The sequence below is a fragment of the Pseudomonas sp. FSL W5-0203 genome, assembly GCF_001896155.1.
GTDB lineage: Bacteria > Pseudomonadota > Gammaproteobacteria > Pseudomonadales > Pseudomonadaceae > Aquipseudomonas > Aquipseudomonas paracarnis.
The window spans coordinates 1-22,101 of sequence record NZ_MPOR01000013.1 but is presented as its reverse complement, the minus strand read 5'-3'; the positions used below and the strand labels follow the sequence as shown (position 1 = coordinate 22,101).

Genomic DNA, 22,101 nt, shown 5'->3' with positions numbered 1-22,101 from the left:
TATCATTGAACGCAAATTGCACTCATGAAGGCCGCCATGCTCGAAATTCGCCACCTCAAGACGCTTCACGCCTTGCGCGAAGCTGACAGCCTGGTCGAGGCCGCCGAACGCCTGCACCTGACCCAGTCCGCCCTGTCCCATCAGTTCAAGGAGCTGGAAGAGCGCCTGGGCATGCAGTTGTTCGCGCGCAAGACCAAGCCTGTGCGCTTCACCAGTGCCGGCCTGCGCCTGCTGCAATTGGCCGACGCCACCCTGCCCTTGCTGCGCGGCGCCGAGCGCGATATTGCGCGGCTGGCCGGGGGCACCGCCGGGCGTTTGCACATGGCGATCGAATGCCACAGTTGTTTCCAGTGGCTGATGCCGACCATCGACCAGTTCCGCGATGCCTGGCCGGAAGTCGAGCTGGACCTGGCCTCGGGCTTTGCCTTCGCGCCGCTGCCGGCCCTGGCCCGTGGCGACCTGGACCTGGTGGTGACCTCCGACCCGCTGGAACTGCCGGGCATCACCTACGTGCCGCTGTTCACTTACGAAGCCATGCTGGCGGTGGCCAACCAGCACGCGTTGGCGAACAAGTCCTACATCGTGCCGGAAGACCTGCTGACAGAAACCCTGATCACCTACCCGGTGGAACGTGACCGCCTGGACATCTTCACCCGCTTCCTGGAACCGGCCGACGTTGAACCGGCCCAGGTACGGACTTCGGAGCTGACGGTGATGATGATGCAACTGGTGGCCAGCGGCCGTGGGGTGTGCGGCATGCCCCACTGGGCGCTGCATGAATACAGCTCGCGCGGGTATGTGAAGGCCAAGCGTTTGGGTGAGAAGGGTTTGTTCGCCACCTTGTATGCGGGCATTCGTGCCGACATGCTCGATGCGCCTTACATGCGCGACTTTTTGCTGACGGCCAAGGACACCTCATTTTCCACCTTGGATGGCGTCAGCGCGGCGCGTTGAACGGGCTTCAAGTGTGTGGCCTTGTGTGAGTAATGCCGGTCAGTTAAACGCAGCCCCCCCCTGTGGGAGCGGGCTTGCTCGCGAATGCGGTGGGTCAGTCAACGTATCCAGTGACTGGTGTCGCGCTTTCGCGAGCAAGCTCGCTCCCACATTTTGATCTTCGTTGCTTTGAGTATTGCGTTCGCTTAACTGACCGGGATCAGGGCTTGCCAGCGATGCAGGCAAGCCAGCTCCCACAGTGAATTTCAGTCAACGTGCAATTCACGCCACATGTGGATCTTGTCGAAGTATTCGACGCCTACCCGCACCGCCAGTGGCTCCAGGCCGTACTGAATGAAACCGCAGCGCTGGTAGAGCGCAAAGGCGGCGTCATTGCCGGCGGTGACCGTCAGTTGGATCAGCTTCAGGCGCGGGTGGCGGCGGGCCTCTTCCAGTGCCGCTTGCACCAGTTGCCGCCCCAGCCCCTGCTGTTGATAAGCCTCGGTCACGTACATGCCGAACAAGGTCACTTTGTGCCGGGCCTTTTCCCGTGGCTCGAACGCAAGGCCGACAATACCCGCCAACTGATCGCCGTCGAAGGCGCCAAACAGACGGTCCAGCGGGCTGTCGAGGCGTTTTTCCCACCAGCTCAGGGGCATCAGAGCACGCTCGGCCACGCTGGAGGTGAACGCGTGGGGATAAGCGCCATACGCCTGTAGCATCAACGCCCGGTAAGCAGGCGCGTCTTTAGCCTCCAGCGCGCGAATGATCATGCGTCGATCAGCGACGCGCGGTAGAGCGGCAGGATCGTATCGCGGGTCAGCGGCGCCAATTGCAGGCCGCCATCGCCCGAGGGGTCGATCCAGCGGATTTCTTCAATTTCCGCCGCTGGCATCACCGCAACGTCGATCTGCACCTGGAACAGCTCGGCCTGCACGGTGAAGCCCGGTTCGTTGGCGGCAGGCGCCGAGAATTGGCCCAGGTACGTGGCGTTCTCTACCTTGATGTGCAGGTTCAACTCTTCATAAAGCTCACGGGCCAGCGCCTGGACGGGTTGTTCGCCCGCGTCGATCTTGCCGCCAGGTTGCATGAACGCCTGGGTGCCGCGCTTGCGCACCAGCAGGGTCTGGCCGGCTTGATCAATGAGGATGGCGGCGGCGATGCGGATGGTTGAATCATTCATGAAAGAATCGAGGTCTCTTCGGGCTGTTTGATAAATACGCTGTACTTGGCGCCTTCCATCGCTTCGAACGCGATCAATTTGTCCACCAGCGGCAAGTTCAGCACTTTGCCGGCATTGAGCAACAGCATGCCGTTATCGGCGTTGAGGTTACGGGCCAACACCATACCGGCCTCAAGCTCACGGGTGGTGAGGACTTTGACCGTAGGGTCGCCCAGGGTCACGTCGCTGAGGAAGGTGGCGCAGGCTTGCACAAAATCTTCCACCAACGCCGGGTCATACAGGCGCCCGGCGTACTTGCGGATATACAACAGCGCTTCGTCGCTGTTGAGGTGTCGCTCCAGGATCAGGCCTTTCTGCAATTCGATAAAGTCCACCGCCAGCTTCAGCAGCCGTGAACCGGGCGGGATGGTATCGCCCTTGAGGTGGTCGGGAAACCCCGTGCCGTCCCAACGTTCCTGGTGATGACGAATGATCCGCGCCGCGTCCTTCATCGGCTCCAGGGTCATCAGCAACGACTCGCTCTGCCCCGGATACTCACGGTACAAACCGCGGTCGGTGCTATGCAGTTTGTCCGACGGTGCAACCATCATGCTGTCGGTCCAGCTCAACTTGCCGATGTTGTACAACGCGGCGGCCATGGTCAGGTCACGGGTGCTGGATTCGTCCATGGACTGGGCGGCGCAATACACGCGGATCAACTCGATCAACGCACGGTTGGTCTGTTTGTCCTTGGGCAAGCGCAGGTTGGCCAGCAGCGAGAAGACTTCGGTGCCGGTCACGTAGCTGCGCTTGAGCTCGTCGTAGGCCAGGTCGAGCATGTCGGCGGTTTGTTGCAACTCGGCGGTACGCGCCGCCACACGTTTTTCCAGGGTGGCGTTGAGCAGCTTGAGCTGTTCGGTCTGGTCTCGGGCCAGGCGTTCAAGCCGTTGGTGCTCGAGGGTTTGCTGCAACACCAGTTGCAACTCCTCGTCGTTCCAGGGTTTGCTGATGTAGCGGTGGATCTGCCCGTCGTTGATCGCCTTGATGATGGTGGTCAGGTCGGCGTAGCCGGTGAGCAGGATGCGGCTGGTGGCGGGATACAGGCGGTGGACCTCGGCCAGCAGCGTGGCGCCGTCCATGCCGGGCATGCGCGCATCGCTCATCACCAGATCGATAGGCCGGGTCGCCATGATCTCCAGCGCCTGGGCGCCGCTGGTGGCCAATACCACGTCATAGGGCTGGCCGCGCAGCAGGCGGCGCAGGCTGTTAAGGATCGACTCTTCATCGTCGACCAGCAAAACAACGGACTTCGTAGCGAGTTGTTCATCCATGGCGACTCTGCCTTCAAATTAAACGAAGTTAGGCTAAATTGAATCCGCGCAATACAAAGCGCGATTGATTTGACGCCAACTGGCCGTCGATATCAAGGGAACTCAACTATGCTGCACTGCATGCTCGCGCCCCGTTCAGTTGTAGAACCAGGGAAGGAATTGTCATGCCATCAAGCCTTTTGCACGTGCCGAGTGCGCCATGAGGACGGAATCGGGCCGGGCCAACCGGCGCATCCTGATCGTGGATGACACGGCTTCGATCCACCAGGATTTCCGCAAGATCCTTTGTGCCGACGAGTACGGCGAGCCCTCCCTCGACACTCTGGAGTCCGCCCTGTTCGGCACCACGGTGCCGGTGCGCCAGGCGTTTGACCTGGACTCGGCCTATCAGGGCCAGGAAGCCTTGGCGCTGGTCAAGAAAGCCCTGGACGCCCACTCGCCCTACGCCATGGTGTTTATCGACATGCGCATGCCCCCTGGCTGGGACGGCCTGCACACCATCGAACAGTTGTGGGAGGTGGACCCCAACCTGCAAATCGCGCTCTGCACGGCCTATTCCGACTATTCCTTCGAGGCCATCGAAGCGCGCCTGAAGTACAACGACCAACTGCTGATCCTGAAAAAGCCCTTCGACCACCTGGAAATCCGCCAGATGGCCAGCGCCCTGACCTGGAAATGGCAACTGGCCCAGGACGCGGCCCTCAAGGTGATCAGCCTGGAGCGCACCATCGAGGAACGCGTGCAGGAGCTGCTCAAGGTCTCGCACTTATTGCAATACGACGCCCTGACGGAGTTGCCCAACAGCACGTTGCTGGGCGACCGCCTGACCCAGGCGATCGCCTTGGCCCGCAGGCACGACACGCAACTGGCGGTGATGTTTCTGGGGCTCGACCGCTTCAAGCGCATCAACAACGCCCTGGGCTATCCGGCAGGCGACGAGGTGCTGGCGCAGGTGAGCCTGAGCCTGGTGGCGGCGGTGCGGGCGTCGGATTCGGTGTTTCGTTATGGCTCCGATGAGTTCGTGGTGCTGCTTAACGATATCCAGCACCCCCAGCAAACCCAGCACATTGCGCAAAAGGTACTCAATGCCGTCAGCGCGACTCGCCATGTCGCGGGGCATGACCTGAGTGTGAGCGCCAGCCTGGGCATCAGTATTTACCCCGATGACAGCGACAATGCCGTGGGTTTGCTCAAGCACGCTGAAACCGCGATGCGCACCAGCAAAGAACGCGGCCCGGGGGATCTCAGCTTTTACACCGAAGACATGAACCTGCGCGCCCAGCACCAGCAAAACCTGGAAAGCGCGATCCGCCAGGCGCTGGACCGCGATGAGTTTGTGCTGCATTACCAGCCCAAGCTGGCGCTGGAGACCGGGCGCATCGTCGGTGCGGAAGCGCTGACACGCTGGTTTCGACCGCAGTCGGGTTGGGTCAGCCCGGCGGAGTTCATTCCGGTCGCCGAAGACAGCGGCCTGATCGTACGCCTGACTCAGTGGGTACTGCGCCAAGCCTGTACACAGGCCCAAGCCTGGCGCGAGATGGGCCTGGCGCCCCTGCGCATGTCGGTGAACATCTCGGCGATCGACTTTCGCCAACGGGACTTCGTCGACAACCTGGCCGCCATCCTCAAGGACACCGGCCTGCCGCCCACCCAACTGGAACTGGAAATCACCGAAAGCGTGCTGATGCAGAACGTCGACGAAACCGTGGAAACCCTGCAAAAGATCAAGGCCATGGGCATCCGCCTGGCCCTGGACGATTTCGGCACTGGCTACTCCAGCCTCAGCTACCTGCGGCGCTTTCCCATCGACGTGCTGAAGATCGATCAATCCTTCGTGCGCGGCCTGCGCATCAATAGCCAGGACGAACAACTGATCAGCGCTATCATCGGCATGGGCAAGAGCCTGGAACTGAACATCATTGCCGAAGGCGTGGAAACCGTCGGCCAACTGAATTTCCTCAAAGCCCAGCAGTGTGAGGAGGGCCAGGGTTTTCTGTTCAGCAAGGCGCTGCCTTCGAAAGATTTCGTGCAGTTGCTGCAAACGGATAGCGCGACACTGATGCCGGATCAATAAAATCAATAGCCCTGGGCCTGCAAGGAGTGCTCGCTTGAGCAATGTCGTAAACCACCGTTCCGGCCTGATGTTCGCGTTATGCCTGGGCACCGCATCGCTGTCAGCCGCGCCGCTGGACGAAGCACTCAAGCCCTTGCCGGCGGTTCCAGTACTGGACCCTGCCAAGGTTGAATTGGGTCGCCAACTGTTCAACGAGCCGCGTTTGTCGGTCAACAACACCTTGTCCTGCGCGAGCTGTCACCAACTGACCAGCGGCGGCGCCGACAACAAGCCATTCTCCATTGGCTTTGACGGCAAACCGGTGCAGATCAACACCCCGTCCGTGTTCAACGCCAGCCTGAACTTCAAACAGTTCTGGAACGGTCGGGTGGACACGCTGGAGGCCCAGGTCGAGCAGGTGGTGATCAGCCCGGTGGAAATGGGCAGCGACTGGAAAACCGTGGTGCGCAACCTGTCTGCCCTGCCCGCCTACCAGAACGCGTTCGAACAGGCCTATCCCGATGGCGTCACCGCTTCCAATGTGCAAAATGCCCTGGCCACCTACGAGCGCACGCTGCTGACACCCAACTCGCGGTTTGACCAATACGTGCTGGGCAACACCGATATCCTGACCCGCCAGGAAAAATACGGCTACCAACGCTTCAAGGATTACGGCTGCATCGCCTGTCACCAGGGCGTGAACATTGGCGGCAATATGTTCCAGAAGTTCGGCGTGATGGGCGACTACTTCAAGGCCCGCGGCAACCCGCTGGAATCAGACCTGGGGCGCTACCTGCTGACCCAGGATGAAGAGGACCGCCATGTGTTCAAGGTGCCCAGCCTGCGCAATGTGGCCGTCACGGCGCCGTACTTCCACGACGCCTCGGCCAAGACCCTTGAAGAGGCGGTTGACGTAATGTTCAAGTACCAGTTGGGGCGCAACCCGTCCCAGGAAGACAAGGACCTGATTATCCAGTTTCTCAAGACCCTGACCGGTGAATGGGCGGGCAAACCGTTATGAGACCCTTGTCACGCCGACGCACCAGTCAGATCCTGCTAGGCCTCATCACCCTGCTCCTGGCCTCCACCCTGGTGTTTTTGTACTTCAAGTCTTCACGCGACCAGACAGCCACTTATACCCAGTCGCGCGACTTGATCCGCCAACTCCAGCAGCTCAATGCCCAGTGGGACAGCGAAGTACTCAAGGCCCGCATCGCGATCACCCACAACTACGACCCACTGGTCACACCGCTGACCGAAATGACCCGCATCGGCGCTGAACTGGAGAGCCGCGACACCTACCACAGCGCTGCCGACCTGCCCGGTTGGCAAGCCAGCCATGCGGCGTACCTGACGGCCATCGAGGAAAAAGCCCGGCTCGTCGACCAGTTCAAATCCCACAACGCAGTGCTGCGTAACTCATTGGCTTTTTTGCCGACGGCCGAAGACGACATCCAGGCCCAATTCAACAGCATGACCGACGAAGGCCGCCTGCAACTGCAAAGCGTGGCCACCGACACTTACGACCTGCTGCTCAGCAGCCTGGAGTTCGCCCAGGTCACCAGCGACGAACGTGCCGCCGATATCCTGGTGGGCCTGGGCAAGCTGGCCATCAACCAACAGAGCCTGCCCAGCGAGTTCCAGGCACCGGTGGAGATTCTCAGCAATCATATTTCGCTGATCCTGCGCGAACAGCCACTGGTCAACAGCCTGCTCGAGCGGATTGCCGCCGTACCGGTGGCCGAACACCTCGATGACCTGACCACTCACCTCAATCAGGACCAGCAGGCCACTGACCTCATCGATCATCAGTACCATCGCTACCTGCTGATCTTCTCGACCTTGCTGGTGGTGTTACTGCTTTATCTGGCGGTGCGCCTGCTGCGCAGCTTCGCCGAGATCAACCGCGTCAACCGCGCGTTGCAGGCCGCCAACGAAACCCTGGAGCAACGGGTGGAGCGGCGCACGCAACAGCTCAAGGATGCCCAGAGCGAGCTGATGGACAGCGCCCGCCAGGCCGGCATGGCGGAGATCGCCACCAACGTGCTGCACAACGTCGGTAACGTGCTCAACAGTGTGAACATCTCCGCCGACCTGGTCAGCCGCAAGTTGCGCAGCAGCAAGGCGCTCGGCCTGGGCAAGGCCATGCAACTGATCAACGCTCACCAAGGCGACCTGGGTACCTTCCTTACCGAGGATGAAAAGGGCAAGTTGCTGCCGGGCTATCTGAACCAGTTGGTCGAAGCGATTGCCACCGAACAGCAAGGCATGAGCGATGAGCTGGCGCAGTTGAGCAAAAGCGTGGACCACATCAAGGACATCGTCTCGACCCAGCAATCCTATGCGGGTGCGTCTACCTTGCTGGAGCCGGTCAATATCAGCGCCTTGATGGATGACGCCCTGCGCATGAACGCCGGCGCGCTGAGCCGTCACCATGTCACTGTTGTGAAGGCGTACGCCCCGGTGCCGGAGATATTGGCGGACAAGCACCGGTTACTGCTGATCATGGTCAACCTGATCAGCAATGCCAAATACGCCATGGACAAACTGTCTGAGCGGCCACGGCAAATCACCCTGGCGGTGGAATCGGTAGGCGATGAGACCCTGAAGATCAGTGTGAAGGACGATGGCGAAGGCATACCGCCCGAGAACATGGCACGCATCTTCACCCACGGTTTTACCACCCGCAAGGAAGGCCACGGCTTCGGCCTGCACAGCTGCGCCCTGGCCGCCGTGGAAATGAACGGCCAGCTCAGCGCCCACAGCGACGGGCCGGGCCTTGGCGCCGTCTTCACCTTGACCATCCCCCTGACCCTTGCCGGAAGCAGCTCATGAACCAACCTCCCAACCGGCGCATCCTGCTGATCGATGACACACCGTCCATCCATGAGGATTTTCGCAAGATCCTGATGCCCGACGAAGCCTCAACCGAAGCGCTGGATGAGATGGAGTCGGCACTGTTTGGCGACGCGGCCAAACCTCAAGCCCAGGCATTCGAACTGCACGGCGCTTATGGCGGCGAAGAAGGCCTGGGCTTGCTGACCAGCGCCATGGCGCAAGAGCGCCCCTATGCGTTGGCCTTCGTTGACATGCGGATGCCCCAGGGTTGGGACGGCGCCAAGACCATTGAAGAACTGTGGAAAGTCGCCCCTGACCTGCAAGTGGTGGTGTGCACCGCCTACTCGGACTATTCCTGGGATGACCTGTTGTTTCGCCTGCACGCCCACGACCGCCTGCTGATCCTGAAAAAGCCGTTCGACAACATTGAAGTCCAGCAAATGGCCAACACCCTGGCCAACAAATGGGACATGGCGCGCCGCGCCTCCCTGCAAACCTCGCAGCTGGAGCGGTTGGTGGAAGAACGCACCCAAGCGCTGCAACTGGAAATTGAAGAGCGCAAGCTCCTGGAAAGCCAACTGGTGCAGTCGGAAAAACTCGCCTCACTGGGGCAACTCGCGGCCGGTGTCGCCCATGAGATCAACAACCCGGTGGGCTTTATTTCCTCCAACCTCAGCACCCTCGACAGCTACTTCAAGCAGCTGCAACAGATGCTCGATGCCTACCAGCGCAGCGAAGCGCACATCGGGGCGCCAGAACATCGCGAACCGCTCACGGCATTGCGCAACGAGCTGGACCTGGATTTTCTCAAGGACGACATTCCGATCCTGATCCGCGAATCCAAGGACGGCATCGGCCGTGTGGTGCAGATCGTCAAGGACCTGAAGAACTTCTCACGGGTGGATAACGACCAGACCTGGCAATTCGCCAACCTGCAGCAAGGCATCGATTCGACGCTGAACATCGTCGCCAGCGAACTCAAGTACAAGGCCGATGTGGTCAAGCACTACACGCCGCTGCCGGAAATCGAATGCCTGGCCTCCCAACTCAACCAGGTGGTGATGAACCTGGTGATCAACGCCGCACAAGCCATGGGCCCTGAGCGCGGCACCATTACCATCAGCAACGGAGTGGAAGGCGAAAACGTGTGGCTGGAAGTCGCAGACAACGGCTGTGGGATTGCCCCCGACACCGTGCAGAAGATTTTCGACCCTTTCTTCACCACCAAGCCGGTGGGCGAAGGGACGGGGTTGGGGTTGTCGTTGTCCTACGGGATCGTCAAGAAACACCGTGGCGATATCAGCGTCAGCAGTGAGGTAGGCAAGGGTACGAAGTTTCGGGTAGTACTGCCGATTCGGCAGACGGCGGCGTAGGGCACGCCGCCGAATCATGCTCATGCGTCAGCTTTTTTCGGGCTCGACCCAAACGATGCAAAACGCTTGTTGAACCCGGCAATCCGGCCTTCGGCCTGGGTCTTGCGCTGCTGGCCGGTGTAGACCGGGTGCGAGGCGCTGGAGACGTCCAGCGGGATGTAGGGATAGGTGTTGCCGTCGCTGTGCTTATGGGTGCGATCACTGTCGGCGGTAGAACCGATGAGGAAGAACACGTCGGCGGCAGTGTCGTGGAACAGCACGGTGCGGTAGTCGGGGTGGATACCAGCTTTCATGAGGCCTCCGGGGCGTCTGGGTGCGGTTGATTTGTTATACAGTAACACAACATCAAGCACCCAAACGAGAACCTTTTGCAATAAGGTTAGGCTTGTTGCGTCTAGTAAGACGATGCTGAGAGCGGCCCGAAACTATCAATGCTGACAAGGGTAGAACCGAATCAAGCGCCGACAGGTGTCTATCCCACGCCAGTCTGTCCCACCCGCGTTGCCAAACTGAATATTCCCACAGGTTGTCTATGGTTTCCTGACAGGCGCAGAATGGCGGATCGACCTGAAGAGTCCGAACCCAAGGAAACCGTATGAGCCTGTCCTTGTTAAGCCGCTACGCCTTCTTTGCTGTGTGCGTCATTTTCACCCTCGCCAGCCTCCCCTTTATCGAACATGAATGGCTGTGGCCGATCACGCTGGTCACCGGCGTACTCAGCCTGATCGGCATTGTCGACCTGCTGCAAAGCCCCCATGCGGTGCGCCGTAACTATCCGATCCTGGGCAATATCCGTTACCTGGTAGAAACCATCCGCCCGGAAATCCGCCAGTACCTGCTGGAGTCCGACAGCGACGCCCTGCCCTTCTCCCGCGCCCAGCGCTCGCTGGTGTATTCGCGCGCCAAGAACGAAACGGCGGACAAACCCTTCGGCACCCTGATTGACGTGTACCAGTCAGGCTTTGAATTTATCGGCCACTCCATGCGCCCTGCGCCACTGAGCGACCCCAGCAGCTTTCGCGTGATGGTCGGCGGCCCGCAGTGTGCACAGCCATACTCGGCGTCGGTGTTCAATATCTCGGCCATGAGTTTCGGCTCATTGAGCGCCAACGCGATCCGGGCACTCAACCACGGCGCCAAGCTCGGCAACTTTGCCCATGACACCGGCGAAGGCAGCATCAGCCCCTATCACCGAGAAAACGGCGGCGACCTGACCTGGGAACTGGGCAGCGGTTACTTCGGTTGCCGCACCAGCGACGGCCGTTTCGACCCCGAACGCTTCGCCGTGCAGGCCCAGAACCCGCAAGTGCGCATGATCGAAATCAAGATGAGCCAAGGTGCCAAGCCCGGCCATGGCGGGATCCTGCCCAAGCACAAGGTCACCCAGGAAATCGCCGATACGCGCGGCATCATGATGGGCGAAGACTGCATATCACCGTCACGCCACAGTGCGTTCTCCACGCCCATCGAGCTGATGCAATTCATCGCCCAATTGCGCGAACGGTCCGGCGGCAAACCGGTGGGCTTCAAGTTCTGCCTGGGCCACCCGTGGGAATTCATGGGCATCGCCAAGGCCATGCTCGAAACCGGCATCCTTCCGGATTTTATCGTGGTGGACGGCAAGGAAGGGGGCACCGGCGCCGCCCCCGTGGAGTTCACCGACCATATTGGCGTGCCACTGCGTGAAGGCTTGCTGTTCGTGCACAACACCCTGGTGGGCCTGAACCTGCGCGACAAGATCAAGCTGGGTGCCAGCGGCAAGATTGTCAGTGCGTTCGACATCGCCAGCGTCCTGGCCATCGGCGCCGACTGGGCCAACTCGGCGCGTGGTTTCATGTTCGCCATTGGCTGCATTCAGTCGCAGTCATGCCACACCAACAAATGCCCGACTGGCGTCGCCACCCAAGACCCGCTGCGCCAACGCGCGCTGGTGGTGCCGGACAAGGCCCAGCGCGTGTTCAACTTCCACCGCAACACGCTGCACGCCCTGGCAGAAATGCTCGCCGCCGCCGGGCTGGAGCATCCGTCGCAGTTGTCGGCCAAGCATTTGGTACGTCGGATGTCGGCGACGGAGATCAAGCTGTTCTCTCAGTTGCATGTGTTCCTCAAGCCTGGGGAGTTGCTCACCGGTGAAGTGAATGGCGAGTTCTATTCGCGCATGTGGCAGATGGCGCGGGCGGACAGTTTCGAGCCTCATGAAACCGCAGCAGCCTGAAGGACGCCTGCCATGCTGAAAGTCATCGCTGAGGACTTTATCAAGCCCGAACATGTGGAAACCGTGCGCCCCTGGTACGCCGAACTGGTGGAAAAAACCCGCCAGGAACCGCTGTGCATTGCCTACGACTTGTTTGTCGATCAAAAAGACCCCGGGCACTTCATTTTTATCGAGCAATGGCCCGATCAGGCGGCGCTGGATGCGCACTGCCAGACCGAGCACTTCACCCGGTTGGTGCCCCAGATCAATGAGCATCAAGCCAAGCCATGCCGGGTCTTGTTGATGGACGCTTTCTGACAAGACCCGCCGCCTGCTGAACCGGACCACCGACGGCATCGTTGAAACAAGGAGATTCACATGCCGTTATTGGACTTCGTCGCTATCGCCGCGCAACTGCCCGACAGTTGGACATCCACACGTCTGGGCCAGGTTGGCCCGGCGCGGATCAAAGTACTGCGCATGGATGAACAGGCGTACGAGGAAGAGACCCACGACTACAACGAAGGGTTGTTGGTGATCAGCGGGTACTTGCACCTGCGCATCGGTGATCAAGCCATCAGGGTGGACGCCGGCCAGATGTACCTGGTGGAAGCCGGCACTGCCCACGGTGTGCTCATAGGCAGCCAGGGCACCCTGGTGATCATTGATCTCTAGAGACATTCAGTAATACCCAGCCTTTGCAATTGCTTACAAATACCGCCAACCTGCGCCCGCCCTACGTGCGGCGACGCCCACGCTCACCTATCGTCAATCAACTACTTGTTCAAGAGCCCGCTGCCATGCTGAACGGACGCGACCCGCGCATCGATTTTTTTCGGGGCCTGGCGTTGATCTTCATTTTCTGGGATCACGTGCCTCACAACCCCCTGGCCAATGTCACCGTGCAGAATTTCGGCTTCAGTGACGCCGCCGAAATCTTCGTGTTCCTGGCCGGCTACGCGGCGGTGCTGGCCTACGGCAAGATCCTGCTGCGCGACGGCTACGTGTTTGCCTGCGTGAAGGTCCTGCGCCGGGTATGGACGCTTTACGTGGTGCATATTTTCCTGTTGGCGTTGTTGATGGGCATCGTGATTTTTGCCAACAGCCATATCGAAACCCGCGATCTGGTGCAGGAGATGGGCCTCGAGTATTTCCTCACTCACACCCAGCAGGCCCTGCTCGATGAGCTGTTGCTGCGCTTCAAACCCAACCTGACCGACCCATTGCCGCTGTATATCGTGCTGATGATGAGCCTGCCCATTACCCTGCCGCTGCTGGTGCGAGCGCCCACGCTGATGGTGGCGATATCGTTAGCGGTGTATCTGCTGGCGCCTTGGCAAGGCTGGAACCTGCCGGCCAGCAACGGCGGCGTGTGGTACTTCAACCCTGTCACCTGGCAATGCCTGTTTATCCTCGGCGGTGCGTCGGCCTTGCGTTCGCCAGGCCCGGTCGATGCACGCCCGCTGCTGCGCCAACCGCTATTCGTTGCCGCTGCGGTCTACGTGTTGGTGACCTGCGTGATCACCTTGTCGTGGCGCTGGCCCGAGGTGCACGACGCCTGGATGCCGAGGGCGATTGGCGAATGGCTGTACCCGATCAGCAAGACTGACCTGTCCCCCGTGCGCCTGCTGCACTTCCTGGCCTTGGCCTACGTCACCGCCAAACTCCTTCCCGATGTCGGCTGGACGCAACAGTGGCTGGCCCGACAACTGGCGCGGATGGGGCGTTATTCACTGGAAGTGTTTTGCCTGGGGGTGGTGTTGGCACCGTTGGCCGATATGCTCAATGCCATGGCCGGCGACTCCCTGGCGATCAAGCTGACCACGGCCCTGGCAGGGGCGGCGCTGATGGCGGCACTCGCGGGGTGGCTGGACGTGAACAAGCAACTGAACCAACGCGCCGCCGCCCGCGCCGCATCGCTACATAGTTAGCCACGGCGCCCATCAGCGGGATGGTTCCATTGCCCTTCCACCTCACCGTGAAAGGAAATGGCGCCATGCCCACCCAGTTACTGCTCAACGGTTTATCCGGGACCTTGCAAGACAGCGAGTCCTGGAACCGGCAACAAGCCCTGGCAATGATCCGCGACACCGTCGCCCAAACCCTGGCCAGCCTCACGCCCACCCAACAACGTGAGTATGTGAAGCTGCAGCGCGAGGCACATCGCGCACTCATGACGGTGGAAGCCGCCAACAACACCCTGATCAGCACCTTCAAGGCGCAGGGCCTGGCACGCCTGAGGGCGAAGGTCGGCGGCCAGGATCCAGAAAAAATCTACCTGCACACACGCTATCTGGAACCGGTCTCGCCGCCCCTCCCGTGGGAGCCCCGTGCCAGCACGGTCAACGGCCTGAACCCCAAGCGCTTTCGCAGGGCGTATGACGAATGGAAATACCGGCCGCACCTGTCGACGATGTCATTGTGGGAAGCCGCATGCCTGAACTTCAGTTTCGCCACCCAGACGCGCCAGGCTTCCGGCCACACATTCGTCGACGCTTCCTACCTGTCCGGCAGCCACGACAAGTCGCTGACGGTGGAGTCGTTTATCGCGATCACCCGCGAGCTGGACCTGGGCGGCGCGCTGCAAGCAACCCTCAATGCGCAGTTGCGCCCGGACGGCAACCTGCATGCCCTGTTGCGCACCAGTGCACGCGCCTGCCTGCGCTTCGAGGCCCTAGAAGCCTATCGCAATCGCCGCAGCTCTGGCCTGACCCTTGGGCTTTACAACACGTTGATCGAGGCCATCGACAAGGATGAAACGGTCCAGCACATTGAGCAATTGGCGCTGAGCAAACCGTCAGGTGCGTTTCCGCAGGTCACCCTCACGCCGCCCGCCAGCGCTGTTCCATTGCCGCTGCTGCTGATTCCGGTCGCCAGCCTTGGAGTAGTCTCCTACTTCCCTTTCCGCCCCGGTGGCGCGCTGCGTTTCCATCCCGATGCACGCAGCGCCCATGCCCAATTTCTGGCGCAACTCAAAGAAAGCCATCGCAAACACGACCTGGGCTGGTTTTCTCGCCAGTTGCCGATCACCGAACTCAACGAGTTCAAACGCCTGTTGTACGCGCAAGAGCGCCCCGAGGGTTTGTCTGCCGCTGCCGCTTTTCTGTACGACAGCCTGCACTACCTGTTCCCCGAGCACACGCTGGCTGACCTGCGCTTCACACCCGTGCCCAAGAGCCCGCGTCCCGTTTCAGTGGTCGACACCTTGACCGCCTCGATGGTGCAACAATTGCAGTCCAACCTGGCCACATTGGCCAATACCCGTACGGACCGCGACGTGCAAGCCGTCATCGATGGCGCCGCCGCGATTGCCGCCGAAGTCCTGGAATTGTTGCTGACGCCTGTACCGGGCGGCGTCACCGGCTTGAACCGGGTCATGCAAGTGGCGGTATTCGGCAGCCTGGCCCACAGCGTCACGCAGGGCGTCAACGAAGCGCTCAAGGGCGAGGCCAGTACCTTTGCCGCCGCGATAGGTGACGTCGCCGACCTGGCAATCAGCGGCCTGCTGATCTCTACCGCCGGCCGAGTACATCGTCGCCGCATGAACCAGTTGCTCCAGCAACTGGGCAACCCGCGCAAAGTCACGCGCAACGATGGCAGCCCTGCGCTGTGGAAACCCGACATCAGCCCCTACGCGATCCTCGACCAGCACCTGCTCAACGGCCAGATAGCCAATGCCCAGGGGATCTATTCGCTCAGGGGCAAACAGTACGTGTGGCTTCAAGCGGCCGAGCAAAAACACGTGGTGGAGGTGGGCTACGACAACCGCCTGATGCGCTTTGTGCTCAAGAACGACCACCAGGGCGGCTTTGCCCCACCGATTGTGTTCGCCCCGCACCTGGACGCCTGGACGCTGGACCTGCAAAACGCACACACCCTGTCCAACGTGCAATTGGCCGAACGCATGCTGCCCAATGGCGCTGCCGCCGTGCCCATTGAGTCCATGGAAAACCTGCTGCGCAGCACGGCCACCAGCCGCAGTACCCTGGATGCTATCTGGGCAGGCCAGCCGACGCCGGTCAACCTTACCGAAGGGGTGCGTCGACTGCAGGCCGACCGTGTGATCGAACAACTCATCCACACCTTTCATCGACGCGACCACATGCCGCCCCACGCCGACGGTGCCGTGCTGTGCCTGCTGACTCAATTACCGGAGTGGCCGGCGGGCGCGGCAATCAATGTGTATGACGGCCAAGGCAATCTGAGCGAAACCTACAGCGCCAGTGAGCAGACGACCACGGCCATTAATATCAAGCGGCGCGACGATGGCCGCTACGCGGGGCTTGATGATCCTGCTGACAGCGAAACGACGAGGCAGGCACTGTTTGAGCTGATCCTGCGCCAGCAACCCGCCGGTTCCGTATTGGGCAAGGCCGGTAGCCCGCTGCTCAACAATACCCAGCGTATCGCCCGCTTGCGCCTGCAAATCAGCGCCCTGGCCCAGGCCCGACGTGCCGACCTGTTCAACGCCATGACTCGTTTCGCCGGTTACGCCCGCCACGAAATGCCTGCGGACCATCCGGCCCGTTCGCTTGTACCCACCAGGGTGGCTCAACCGCTGGTAGCGATCACGCCATTGCTGCGAAAACTGCACGAACGCTATCCCCCGCTCACGCCAGCCAACCTGGCACAATTGCTTGAGCAACACCCACTGACCTCAGAGCAGCAAGCACGCTTTTTACAGGACGCCACCCTGCCACCCACAGTCCATCAAGGGCTGGAACAACACCGCATCGCGTTGCGTCTCGATGCCGCCATCGACGGCCTGTACCATTCGCGCCCGTTCAATCCAGACAACGACCAGTGGGCCCGGGAGTTTGCATCCAGCCTGCTACGCACGCGGCTCAACCGCGCTTTCGTGGTGACCGAGGTCGTCGATGGCGTTATCACCCGGCCCTATGTCTCGACGGGGCCCGATGACACCACGGTTGAACTGCGCCATTACGGCGAAGGCCGCTACGAAGCGTATGACATGCGCAACGGCGGCACCATTCCTGTATCGCCCACCACCGACAGTTTTTACCTGGCCATTGCCTCGGTGCTGCAACCTCACGAACGCACCCAATTGGGCATGACCGCCGACACCGATGCCAAGGGCCTGCGCAAAACCCTGGGCGACCTGATGAGCGAACGGCGCGGCCCCGAAGGTGTCAGCCTGCTCAACGGTTCTCTGGGGCAGTACGAACAGAATGTGCTGCTGCCGGCGCACGTGCAGGCCAACGCCGAGGGCATCTATCAATGGCGAGACCAGCAGTTGATTGCCCTCTACGGCTCGCTGTATCCGATCACATTCGATCAACAAGTGCTCAAGTGGCGGCTCAAGCATCCGCAGAAAGTCGGCGTCGATACACCACGGCTCGAACACAATGGCCACGGTGCCTGGCGCTTGGCCAGCGAAGACCCGCTTAGCTGGGATGACCATGCATTGCTCTATCGCCTGGGCCCGCAAGAGCTCCACATCGACCGGCCAACCTCGGCACGCATCCTCGCCATCACCGATACCCCGGCTCGGGCCCTGCGTGAAGTGCACAGCGCCGGCCTGCCGCCACCGCCGCTGCTTGCCGATACCCGTAAGCGGGTGGCTATCGAGCGGCAAATCCTGCACTTCATCGAGGCCATGCGCACGGCGTCAGCCCGCCACAACGCCCGCCCGACCCTGCAATTGATGTTGCTGAGCCTGCTGCCGGGCTGGCCTGAGACCCATGTGTTGCAAGTGGTGGGCAGACAACGCCAAGTACTGGCGCAATACCCGGCCAGGGTCAAAAACCCCATAGAGAAGATCTTGATTTCAGAAGCCGACGCCCGAGGGCCGACGCCGCTGCACGATGCGGCACTCAATGACACCCTGGTCCAGGCACTGCTGGGGGAACTGCCAGGCACCGTGCAAGAACGCCAGTTCAAGTTGGCAAAGAAAATCGCCGAGTACGCCTACCAGGAACGGGCCCAGTTGTTCGAGCAGTTTTACACGCAAAGCGAACAGCCCGGCACACTTCTGGAGACGCGCCTGAAAGCTCAACATCCCCATCTGCCCGTCAGTGCCGTCAGGGCCATCCTCGGCCAGGCCACGCTCAAAGAACAGCGCCAGCTCCAGGACAAGGATCAGGTCGGCCTGCGCCTGGCCGAACAAGCCCGGCTGACCGCCAACGACCTGCGCCTCAACCGTGCGTATGAAGGCCTGTACCTGACCACCCTGATGAACCCCGACAGCGACTCCATCATCCTGCACTTGCTCAAAACCCTTCCGGGCTGGCCTGCACAATTGCGCCTGGATGTTCACTCTGAACGCGACCCGGGGCGCCTGCTCGAGAGCGGCGGTAATCTGAACGGCACCGATCGCCGCTCACTTATTCGGGAGGGTGGGCGTTACCGTGCGCTCGACGCACAAGGCCGTTCACTCAACGATCCGGCAGACAGTACCTGTGACCTGTTGAGCGCGATTATCCTGCTGCTGTCGACATGCGAATGCGAGGCCTTGGGCGTGGCTGACCGGCTGGACCCAACGGCGCTGCAGGCGCGTATCGTCGACCTGGCGCTCAACCAGCGTGTGTCGATCAAACGGTTGCTCGACCTGCCCCATATTCCGCCATGGCTGCAGCCGCCCATGCAGGTAAACAGCTCGTTCGTGGTGTACCCGCTTTCACTGCAAAACCTGTGGCCCGCCCGCCCCCTTCGGTCGCCAGACCTGATCAGCAAAGTCCAGGCGCTCTACCCCAGCCTCAATGCGATGCACGCCGGTGATCTGATCGACTCACTGGGCCTGTCACAACCCGCCCTGCTGCTGGAACTGGAACGGCGCAGAGTCGAATACGCCAGCCTGGATTACGGTTTGACTCGGTGGGCAGAAACCCCGCAGCCCATTGACGACTCTGCCACCGACCCCTTGGGGCTGAACATGGGCCGGCGGCGCCACCTGGCCCAGCACATTCGTCGGGCCTGGCGCCGGGAAACCTGGCGCGGCCATATCCACGGCCAGTTCGATACCCACTGTATGATCCTGCGTCTGGATGACAACAACCTGCCCGACGCCGACTTCATCCTGGGAACACGGGGCTTTGAACACATTGAATACCTGAACATCTCGGGCAATGCTTTCCCGCCCACCGGCAACGCCTTTCTGAGTCGCTTTTCCAATCTGCGTACGCTGAATATCGATTGCCTGCTCAACGAGCTGCCCGTCGAAATCACCCAGATGCGCCAGCTGCAAATTCTGAATCTGGGTGGCAACAACATCACCTTGACCGAGGAGGCTCGCCAACGCTTGGGGCAAATGACGGCGTTGCAGGAGTTGAACCTGAACGACAACCCGTTGCGCCTGGCTCCGGACGTCAGCGCCATGGAGCGTTTACGAATCCTCAACCTGCGTAACACCCAGCTCGATCAATGGCCCGCCGGGGCTGAAAGCAGGCCTCTGCTGACCCAACTGCTGCTCCAGGAGAATCAACTGACGACGTTGCCGCCGACCCTGTTCCAATCCGATCGAAGGGTCCGCTCCAGCCGCAATATCAATTTGCATGACAACCCGCTGAATGCCGAGTCCCTGGCATTGATAGGTGAATACCGCCTGCGCACCGGGAACACCGCCGGTGGGCCACTACCCGGAATTGTCCATCAACTGCTCCCGGCAGGTTGTTCCGATTGGTTGAGCGGCATACCGCAGGCTGAACACGCACAACGCCGCACCCTCTGGGACCAACTGCTGCAGATCGAAGAGCCCAGGCCCGATGACGCCTTTCGGGTATTCCGGGATTTGACCAGCGCTTATGCCTACCGCAATACGCATTTGCGCCCAGCACTGACCGAACGCGTCTGGAAACTGATGGAGGCCATGGGCAACTCCACTGAATTGCGCAATGAAATCTTCCTCAACACCTACCTGGCAGGCACCTGCGGCGACGGTGCGCTGTTGACCTTCATTGATATGGAAATCGCGCACCGGCGTCACCAGGCCAAGGTGCAACCCGCCACTCTGCAAGCCAGCCGCGAACTGATGGAACTGAGCATCAGCGTATTTTTCCTGCGTGAACTGGACCAATTCGCCGAGGAACATATTCTGGCGCTGCGTGCCGCTGACAAAAACCCGGACGACGTTGAAATCAAGCTTTACTTGCGCATAGCGCTGGCTCAGGAGTTCAGCCTGCCGGTAGGTCGCGAGGAAATGCTGTACTCGGTCGACAGCTGGGTCAGCGCCGCAGACGTCACCCGCGCTCGCCAGCGGCTGCAAGCGCTCAAGAACACCGACGCCGCGTACGAAGCGCTGATGACCGAACCCTTCTGGATCGAGTTCATGACGCGCCACCTGCCAGAGCCATTCACGGCCATTCGGGACACCACGCGCCACAAAATCGAAAGGCTTAATCGGGAGGAATTGGACAGACGCTCGGACGCCTACCTGGACCGGCGCCAGGCAATCATCGACGATGAAAAGGAGGAGTTGGCCTCGCTGCTGCGACAACTGACGCAAGCCATACGGGCGTCAATCACCCGGCCCTGAAAGAAAACGGCCCGCCTGCTGCGGCAGGCCGTTGCAACAGGTTAAACCGAGCGCGTTGCAGTGCTAGGGGTAGCCGTTGGCTGCAATTTGAACACATGGTAAAGCACAGTCAGCAATACCAGGAACGCAGGCCCCACATACAAGGCCACGCGGGTGTCCGGGAAGTACGCCATCAGGCCCACCACCAGTACCAGGAACGCCAGCGCCAGGTAGGAGCTGACCGGGTACAGCCACATGCGGTACTTCAGGCCTGCCTGCTCGGCAGGGCTCAAACCTTTGCGGAACTTGAGCTGCGCCAGCAGGATCATCAGCCAGGTCCAGATCGCGCCGAAGGTGGCGATGGAGGTCACCCAGACGAACACCTGGTCCGGTACCAGATAGTTGAGCAATACGCCGAGCAGCAAGGCAAAGATTGACAACAGCAGCGCCTTGCGCGGCACGCCATTGCTGGAGGTCTGGCCAAAGGTAGCTGGCGCCTGGCCGTTCTGCGCCAGGCTATAGAGCATGCGCCCGGTGCTGAAGATACCGCCGTTGCAGGAGGACAGCGCGGCGGTGATCACCACGAAGTTGATGATGCCGGCAGCGGTCTTGATGCCAAGGCGCTCGAAGGTCATCACGAACGGACTGCCCTGGGTGCCGATTTCATTCCACGGGTAGATCGACAGGATCACGAACAACGCGCCGACGTAGAACAACAGGATGCGCCAGAACACCGAGCCAATGGCGCTGGGGATGGTCTTCTGCGGGTTGCGCGCCTCACCGGCGGTGAGGCCGATCATCTCGACGCCCAGGTAGGCGAACATCACCATCTGCAATGACATCAGCACGCCCTGCACGCCATTGGGCATGAAGCCGCCATGGGCCCACAGGTTGGAAATGCCCAGTGCAACGCCGTCATTGCCGAAGCCGAAGGCAATGATGCCGACGCCGCCGATTACCATGGCAATGATGGTGACGATCTTGATCAGTGCAAACCAGAATTCGAACTCACCGAAAGCCTTTACCGCGATCAGGTTGATGGTGCCCATGCTGATCAGTGCCGCCAGGGCCCAGATCCAACGCGGCGTGTCGGGGAACCAGACGCCCATGTACACCGCTACGGCGGTGATTTCCGCGACGCAGGTCACCAGCCACAGGAACCAGTAGTTCCAGCCGGTGAGAAAACCCGCCAACGGCCCGAGGTAATCCTGGGCATAGCGGCTGAACGAACCGGCCACGGGGTTGTGTACCGCCATTTCACCGAGGGCGCGCATGATCACCAGAATGGCCAGGCCACCGATGATGTACGAGAGCATGATCGCCGGGCCGGCCATTTCAATCGCCTTGGCCGAACCCAGGAACAGGCCCACACCGATGCAGGCGCCAAGCGCCATCAGGCGAATATGCCGTTCACCGAGTTCGCGTTTGAGCGGTCCGCCTTGAGCGGTCTCGCCAGGGGGCAGTGGTTTGCCGACAGGCATAGGGATACAACCTCATTTTGTTATTGGATTAAGCCACCGAGCCTGTGGTGCAGCAGCGTGTAGGCCGATACACCGGCTTGACCGGGTCTGCCTCGTGGGCAAACCCGCCTGGCGGGCGTAGGCGGCCAGGTCAGCGGGGCGTCAGTATAAAAAGCAAGCGGTAGGATATTTCACTCGGCGGTTGCAGGAGCTGAGTGCAACACGGTTATTGAATTGAAGCCGGAGCATCATGCCGCATTGCCATGGAATTTTGCATGACCTCTCCC

The 22,101-nt window shown here is 60.9% G+C and carries 15 protein-coding genes; 10 read left to right on the top strand and 5 right to left on the bottom strand.

Annotated features, from left to right (window positions below; all coding sequences use genetic code 11):
* Positions 1 to 36: 36 nt before the first annotated feature.
* Positions 37 to 954, top strand: a complete 918-nt coding sequence (gene metR, locus BOP96_RS13935) for a transcriptional regulator MetR (protein ID WP_014717116.1) — start codon at positions 37 to 39, stop codon at positions 952 to 954.
* A 245-nt stretch (positions 955 to 1,199) separates the two neighbouring features.
* On the opposite strand, the gene BOP96_RS13930 is transcribed toward metR, so the two are convergent.
* Genes BOP96_RS13930 through BOP96_RS13920 form a run of 3 tightly spaced genes read right to left on the bottom strand, consistent with a single transcriptional unit; the run spans position 1,200 to position 3,426 of the window.
* Positions 1,200 to 1,706, bottom strand: a complete 507-nt coding sequence (locus BOP96_RS13930) for a GNAT family N-acetyltransferase (RefSeq protein ID WP_073453099.1) — start codon at positions 1,704 to 1,706, stop codon at positions 1,200 to 1,202.
* Positions 1,703 to 2,116, bottom strand: a complete 414-nt coding sequence (locus BOP96_RS13925; RefSeq protein WP_073453097.1) for an NUDIX hydrolase — start codon at positions 2,114 to 2,116, stop codon at positions 1,703 to 1,705. The genes BOP96_RS13930 and BOP96_RS13925 overlap by 4 nt, the downstream gene beginning before the upstream one ends.
* On the bottom strand, positions 2,113 to 3,426 hold the full coding sequence (locus BOP96_RS13920; protein ID WP_014717113.1) for an HD domain-containing phosphohydrolase: 1,314 nt from the start codon (positions 3,424 to 3,426) through the stop codon (positions 2,113 to 2,115). Before BOP96_RS13920 ends, BOP96_RS13925 begins: the two co-directional genes overlap by 4 nt.
* A 199-nt stretch (positions 3,427 to 3,625) precedes the next feature.
* Between BOP96_RS13920 and BOP96_RS13915 the strand changes: the two genes are divergently transcribed.
* Genes BOP96_RS13915 through BOP96_RS13900 form a run of 4 tightly spaced genes read left to right on the top strand, consistent with a single transcriptional unit; the run spans position 3,626 to position 9,690 of the window.
* Positions 3,626 to 5,500: a putative bifunctional diguanylate cyclase/phosphodiesterase gene (locus BOP96_RS13915; protein WP_073453095.1), complete on the top strand. Its 1,875-nt coding sequence runs from the start codon at positions 3,626 to 3,628 to the stop codon at positions 5,498 to 5,500.
* Positions 5,501 to 5,534: 34 nt separating this feature from the next.
* Positions 5,535 to 6,500, top strand: coding sequence for a cytochrome-c peroxidase (locus BOP96_RS13910; protein ID WP_014717111.1), 966 nt, complete (start codon positions 5,535 to 5,537; stop codon positions 6,498 to 6,500).
* Positions 6,497 to 8,314, top strand: a complete 1,818-nt coding sequence (locus BOP96_RS13905) for a DAHL domain-containing protein (protein ID WP_014717110.1) — start codon at positions 6,497 to 6,499, stop codon at positions 8,312 to 8,314. The genes BOP96_RS13910 and BOP96_RS13905 overlap by 4 nt, the downstream gene beginning before the upstream one ends.
* Entirely contained in the window at positions 8,311 to 9,690 is a 1,380-nt protein-coding gene (locus BOP96_RS13900; protein ID WP_014717109.1) for an ATP-binding protein, read from the top strand. Before BOP96_RS13905 ends, BOP96_RS13900 begins: the two co-directional genes overlap by 4 nt.
* A 20-nt stretch (positions 9,691 to 9,710) precedes the next feature.
* Here BOP96_RS13900 and BOP96_RS13895 read toward each other — a convergent pair whose 3' ends face one another.
* Positions 9,711 to 9,983, bottom strand: a complete 273-nt coding sequence (locus tag BOP96_RS13895) for a type B 50S ribosomal protein L31 (RefSeq protein ID WP_014717108.1) — start codon at positions 9,981 to 9,983, stop codon at positions 9,711 to 9,713.
* A gap of 302 nt (positions 9,984 to 10,285) precedes the next feature.
* Between BOP96_RS13895 and BOP96_RS13890 the strand changes: the two genes are divergently transcribed.
* From BOP96_RS13890 to BOP96_RS13870, 5 genes are all read left to right on the top strand, one after another.
* Positions 10,286 to 11,905 carry an FMN-binding glutamate synthase family protein gene (locus BOP96_RS13890; protein WP_073453092.1) on the top strand — a complete coding sequence of 540 codons (1,620 nt, stop codon included), beginning with the start codon at positions 10,286 to 10,288 and terminating at the stop codon, positions 11,903 to 11,905.
* A gap of 12 nt (positions 11,906 to 11,917) precedes the next feature.
* Positions 11,918 to 12,202 carry a putative quinol monooxygenase gene (locus BOP96_RS13885; protein WP_014717106.1) on the top strand — a complete coding sequence of 95 codons (285 nt, stop codon included), beginning with the start codon at positions 11,918 to 11,920 and terminating at the stop codon, positions 12,200 to 12,202.
* A 60-nt stretch (positions 12,203 to 12,262) separates the two neighbouring features.
* Positions 12,263 to 12,559 carry a cupin domain-containing protein gene (locus tag BOP96_RS13880; protein WP_014717105.1) on the top strand — a complete coding sequence of 99 codons (297 nt, stop codon included), beginning with the start codon at positions 12,263 to 12,265 and terminating at the stop codon, positions 12,557 to 12,559.
* Between the two features lie 125 nt (positions 12,560 to 12,684).
* A complete protein-coding gene (locus BOP96_RS13875; protein ID WP_014717104.1) occupies positions 12,685 to 13,815 on the top strand; it encodes an OpgC family protein in 1,131 nt (376 codons plus the stop codon).
* 65 nt (positions 13,816 to 13,880) lie between these two features.
* Positions 13,881 to 20,375 (top strand): NEL-type E3 ubiquitin ligase domain-containing protein, encoded by a 6,495-nt coding sequence (locus BOP96_RS13870; RefSeq protein WP_073453090.1) that lies wholly within the window; start codon positions 13,881 to 13,883, stop codon positions 20,373 to 20,375.
* A gap of 41 nt (positions 20,376 to 20,416) precedes the next feature.
* On the opposite strand, the gene BOP96_RS13865 is transcribed toward BOP96_RS13870, so the two are convergent.
* Positions 20,417 to 21,835, bottom strand: a complete 1,419-nt coding sequence (locus BOP96_RS13865; RefSeq protein WP_020301190.1) for an amino acid permease — start codon at positions 21,833 to 21,835, stop codon at positions 20,417 to 20,419.
* Positions 21,836 to 22,101: the final 266 nt, after the last annotated feature.

Excerpts from the sequence above, each read along its gene's own strand:
- metR (WP_014717116.1), top strand. The coding sequence starts at position 37 with ATGCTCGAAATTCGCCACCTCAAGACGCTTCACGCCTTGCGCGAAGCT.
- BOP96_RS13930 (WP_073453099.1), bottom strand. The coding sequence starts at position 1,706 with ATGATCATTCGCGCGCTGGAGGCTAAAGACGCGCCTGCTTACCGGGCG.
- BOP96_RS13925 (WP_073453097.1), bottom strand. The coding sequence starts at position 2,116 with ATGAATGATTCAACCATCCGCATCGCCGCCGCCATCCTCATTGATCAA.
- BOP96_RS13920 (WP_014717113.1), bottom strand. The coding sequence starts at position 3,426 with ATGGATGAACAACTCGCTACGAAGTCCGTTGTTTTGCTGGTCGACGAT.
- BOP96_RS13915 (WP_073453095.1), top strand. The coding sequence starts at position 3,626 with ATGAGGACGGAATCGGGCCGGGCCAACCGGCGCATCCTGATCGTGGAT.
- BOP96_RS13905 (WP_014717110.1), top strand. The coding sequence starts at position 6,497 with ATGAGACCCTTGTCACGCCGACGCACCAGTCAGATCCTGCTAGGCCTC.
- BOP96_RS13900 (WP_014717109.1), top strand. The coding sequence starts at position 8,311 with ATGAACCAACCTCCCAACCGGCGCATCCTGCTGATCGATGACACACCG.
- BOP96_RS13895 (WP_014717108.1), bottom strand. The coding sequence starts at position 9,983 with ATGAAAGCTGGTATCCACCCCGACTACCGCACCGTGCTGTTCCACGAC.
- BOP96_RS13890 (WP_073453092.1), top strand. The coding sequence starts at position 10,286 with ATGAGCCTGTCCTTGTTAAGCCGCTACGCCTTCTTTGCTGTGTGCGTC.
- BOP96_RS13885 (WP_014717106.1), top strand. The coding sequence starts at position 11,918 with ATGCTGAAAGTCATCGCTGAGGACTTTATCAAGCCCGAACATGTGGAA.
- BOP96_RS13880 (WP_014717105.1), top strand. The coding sequence starts at position 12,263 with ATGCCGTTATTGGACTTCGTCGCTATCGCCGCGCAACTGCCCGACAGT.
- BOP96_RS13875 (WP_014717104.1), top strand. The coding sequence starts at position 12,685 with ATGCTGAACGGACGCGACCCGCGCATCGATTTTTTTCGGGGCCTGGCG.
- BOP96_RS13870 (WP_073453090.1), top strand. The coding sequence starts at position 13,881 with ATGCCCACCCAGTTACTGCTCAACGGTTTATCCGGGACCTTGCAAGAC.
- BOP96_RS13865 (WP_020301190.1), bottom strand. The coding sequence starts at position 21,835 with ATGCCTGTCGGCAAACCACTGCCCCCTGGCGAGACCGCTCAAGGCGGA.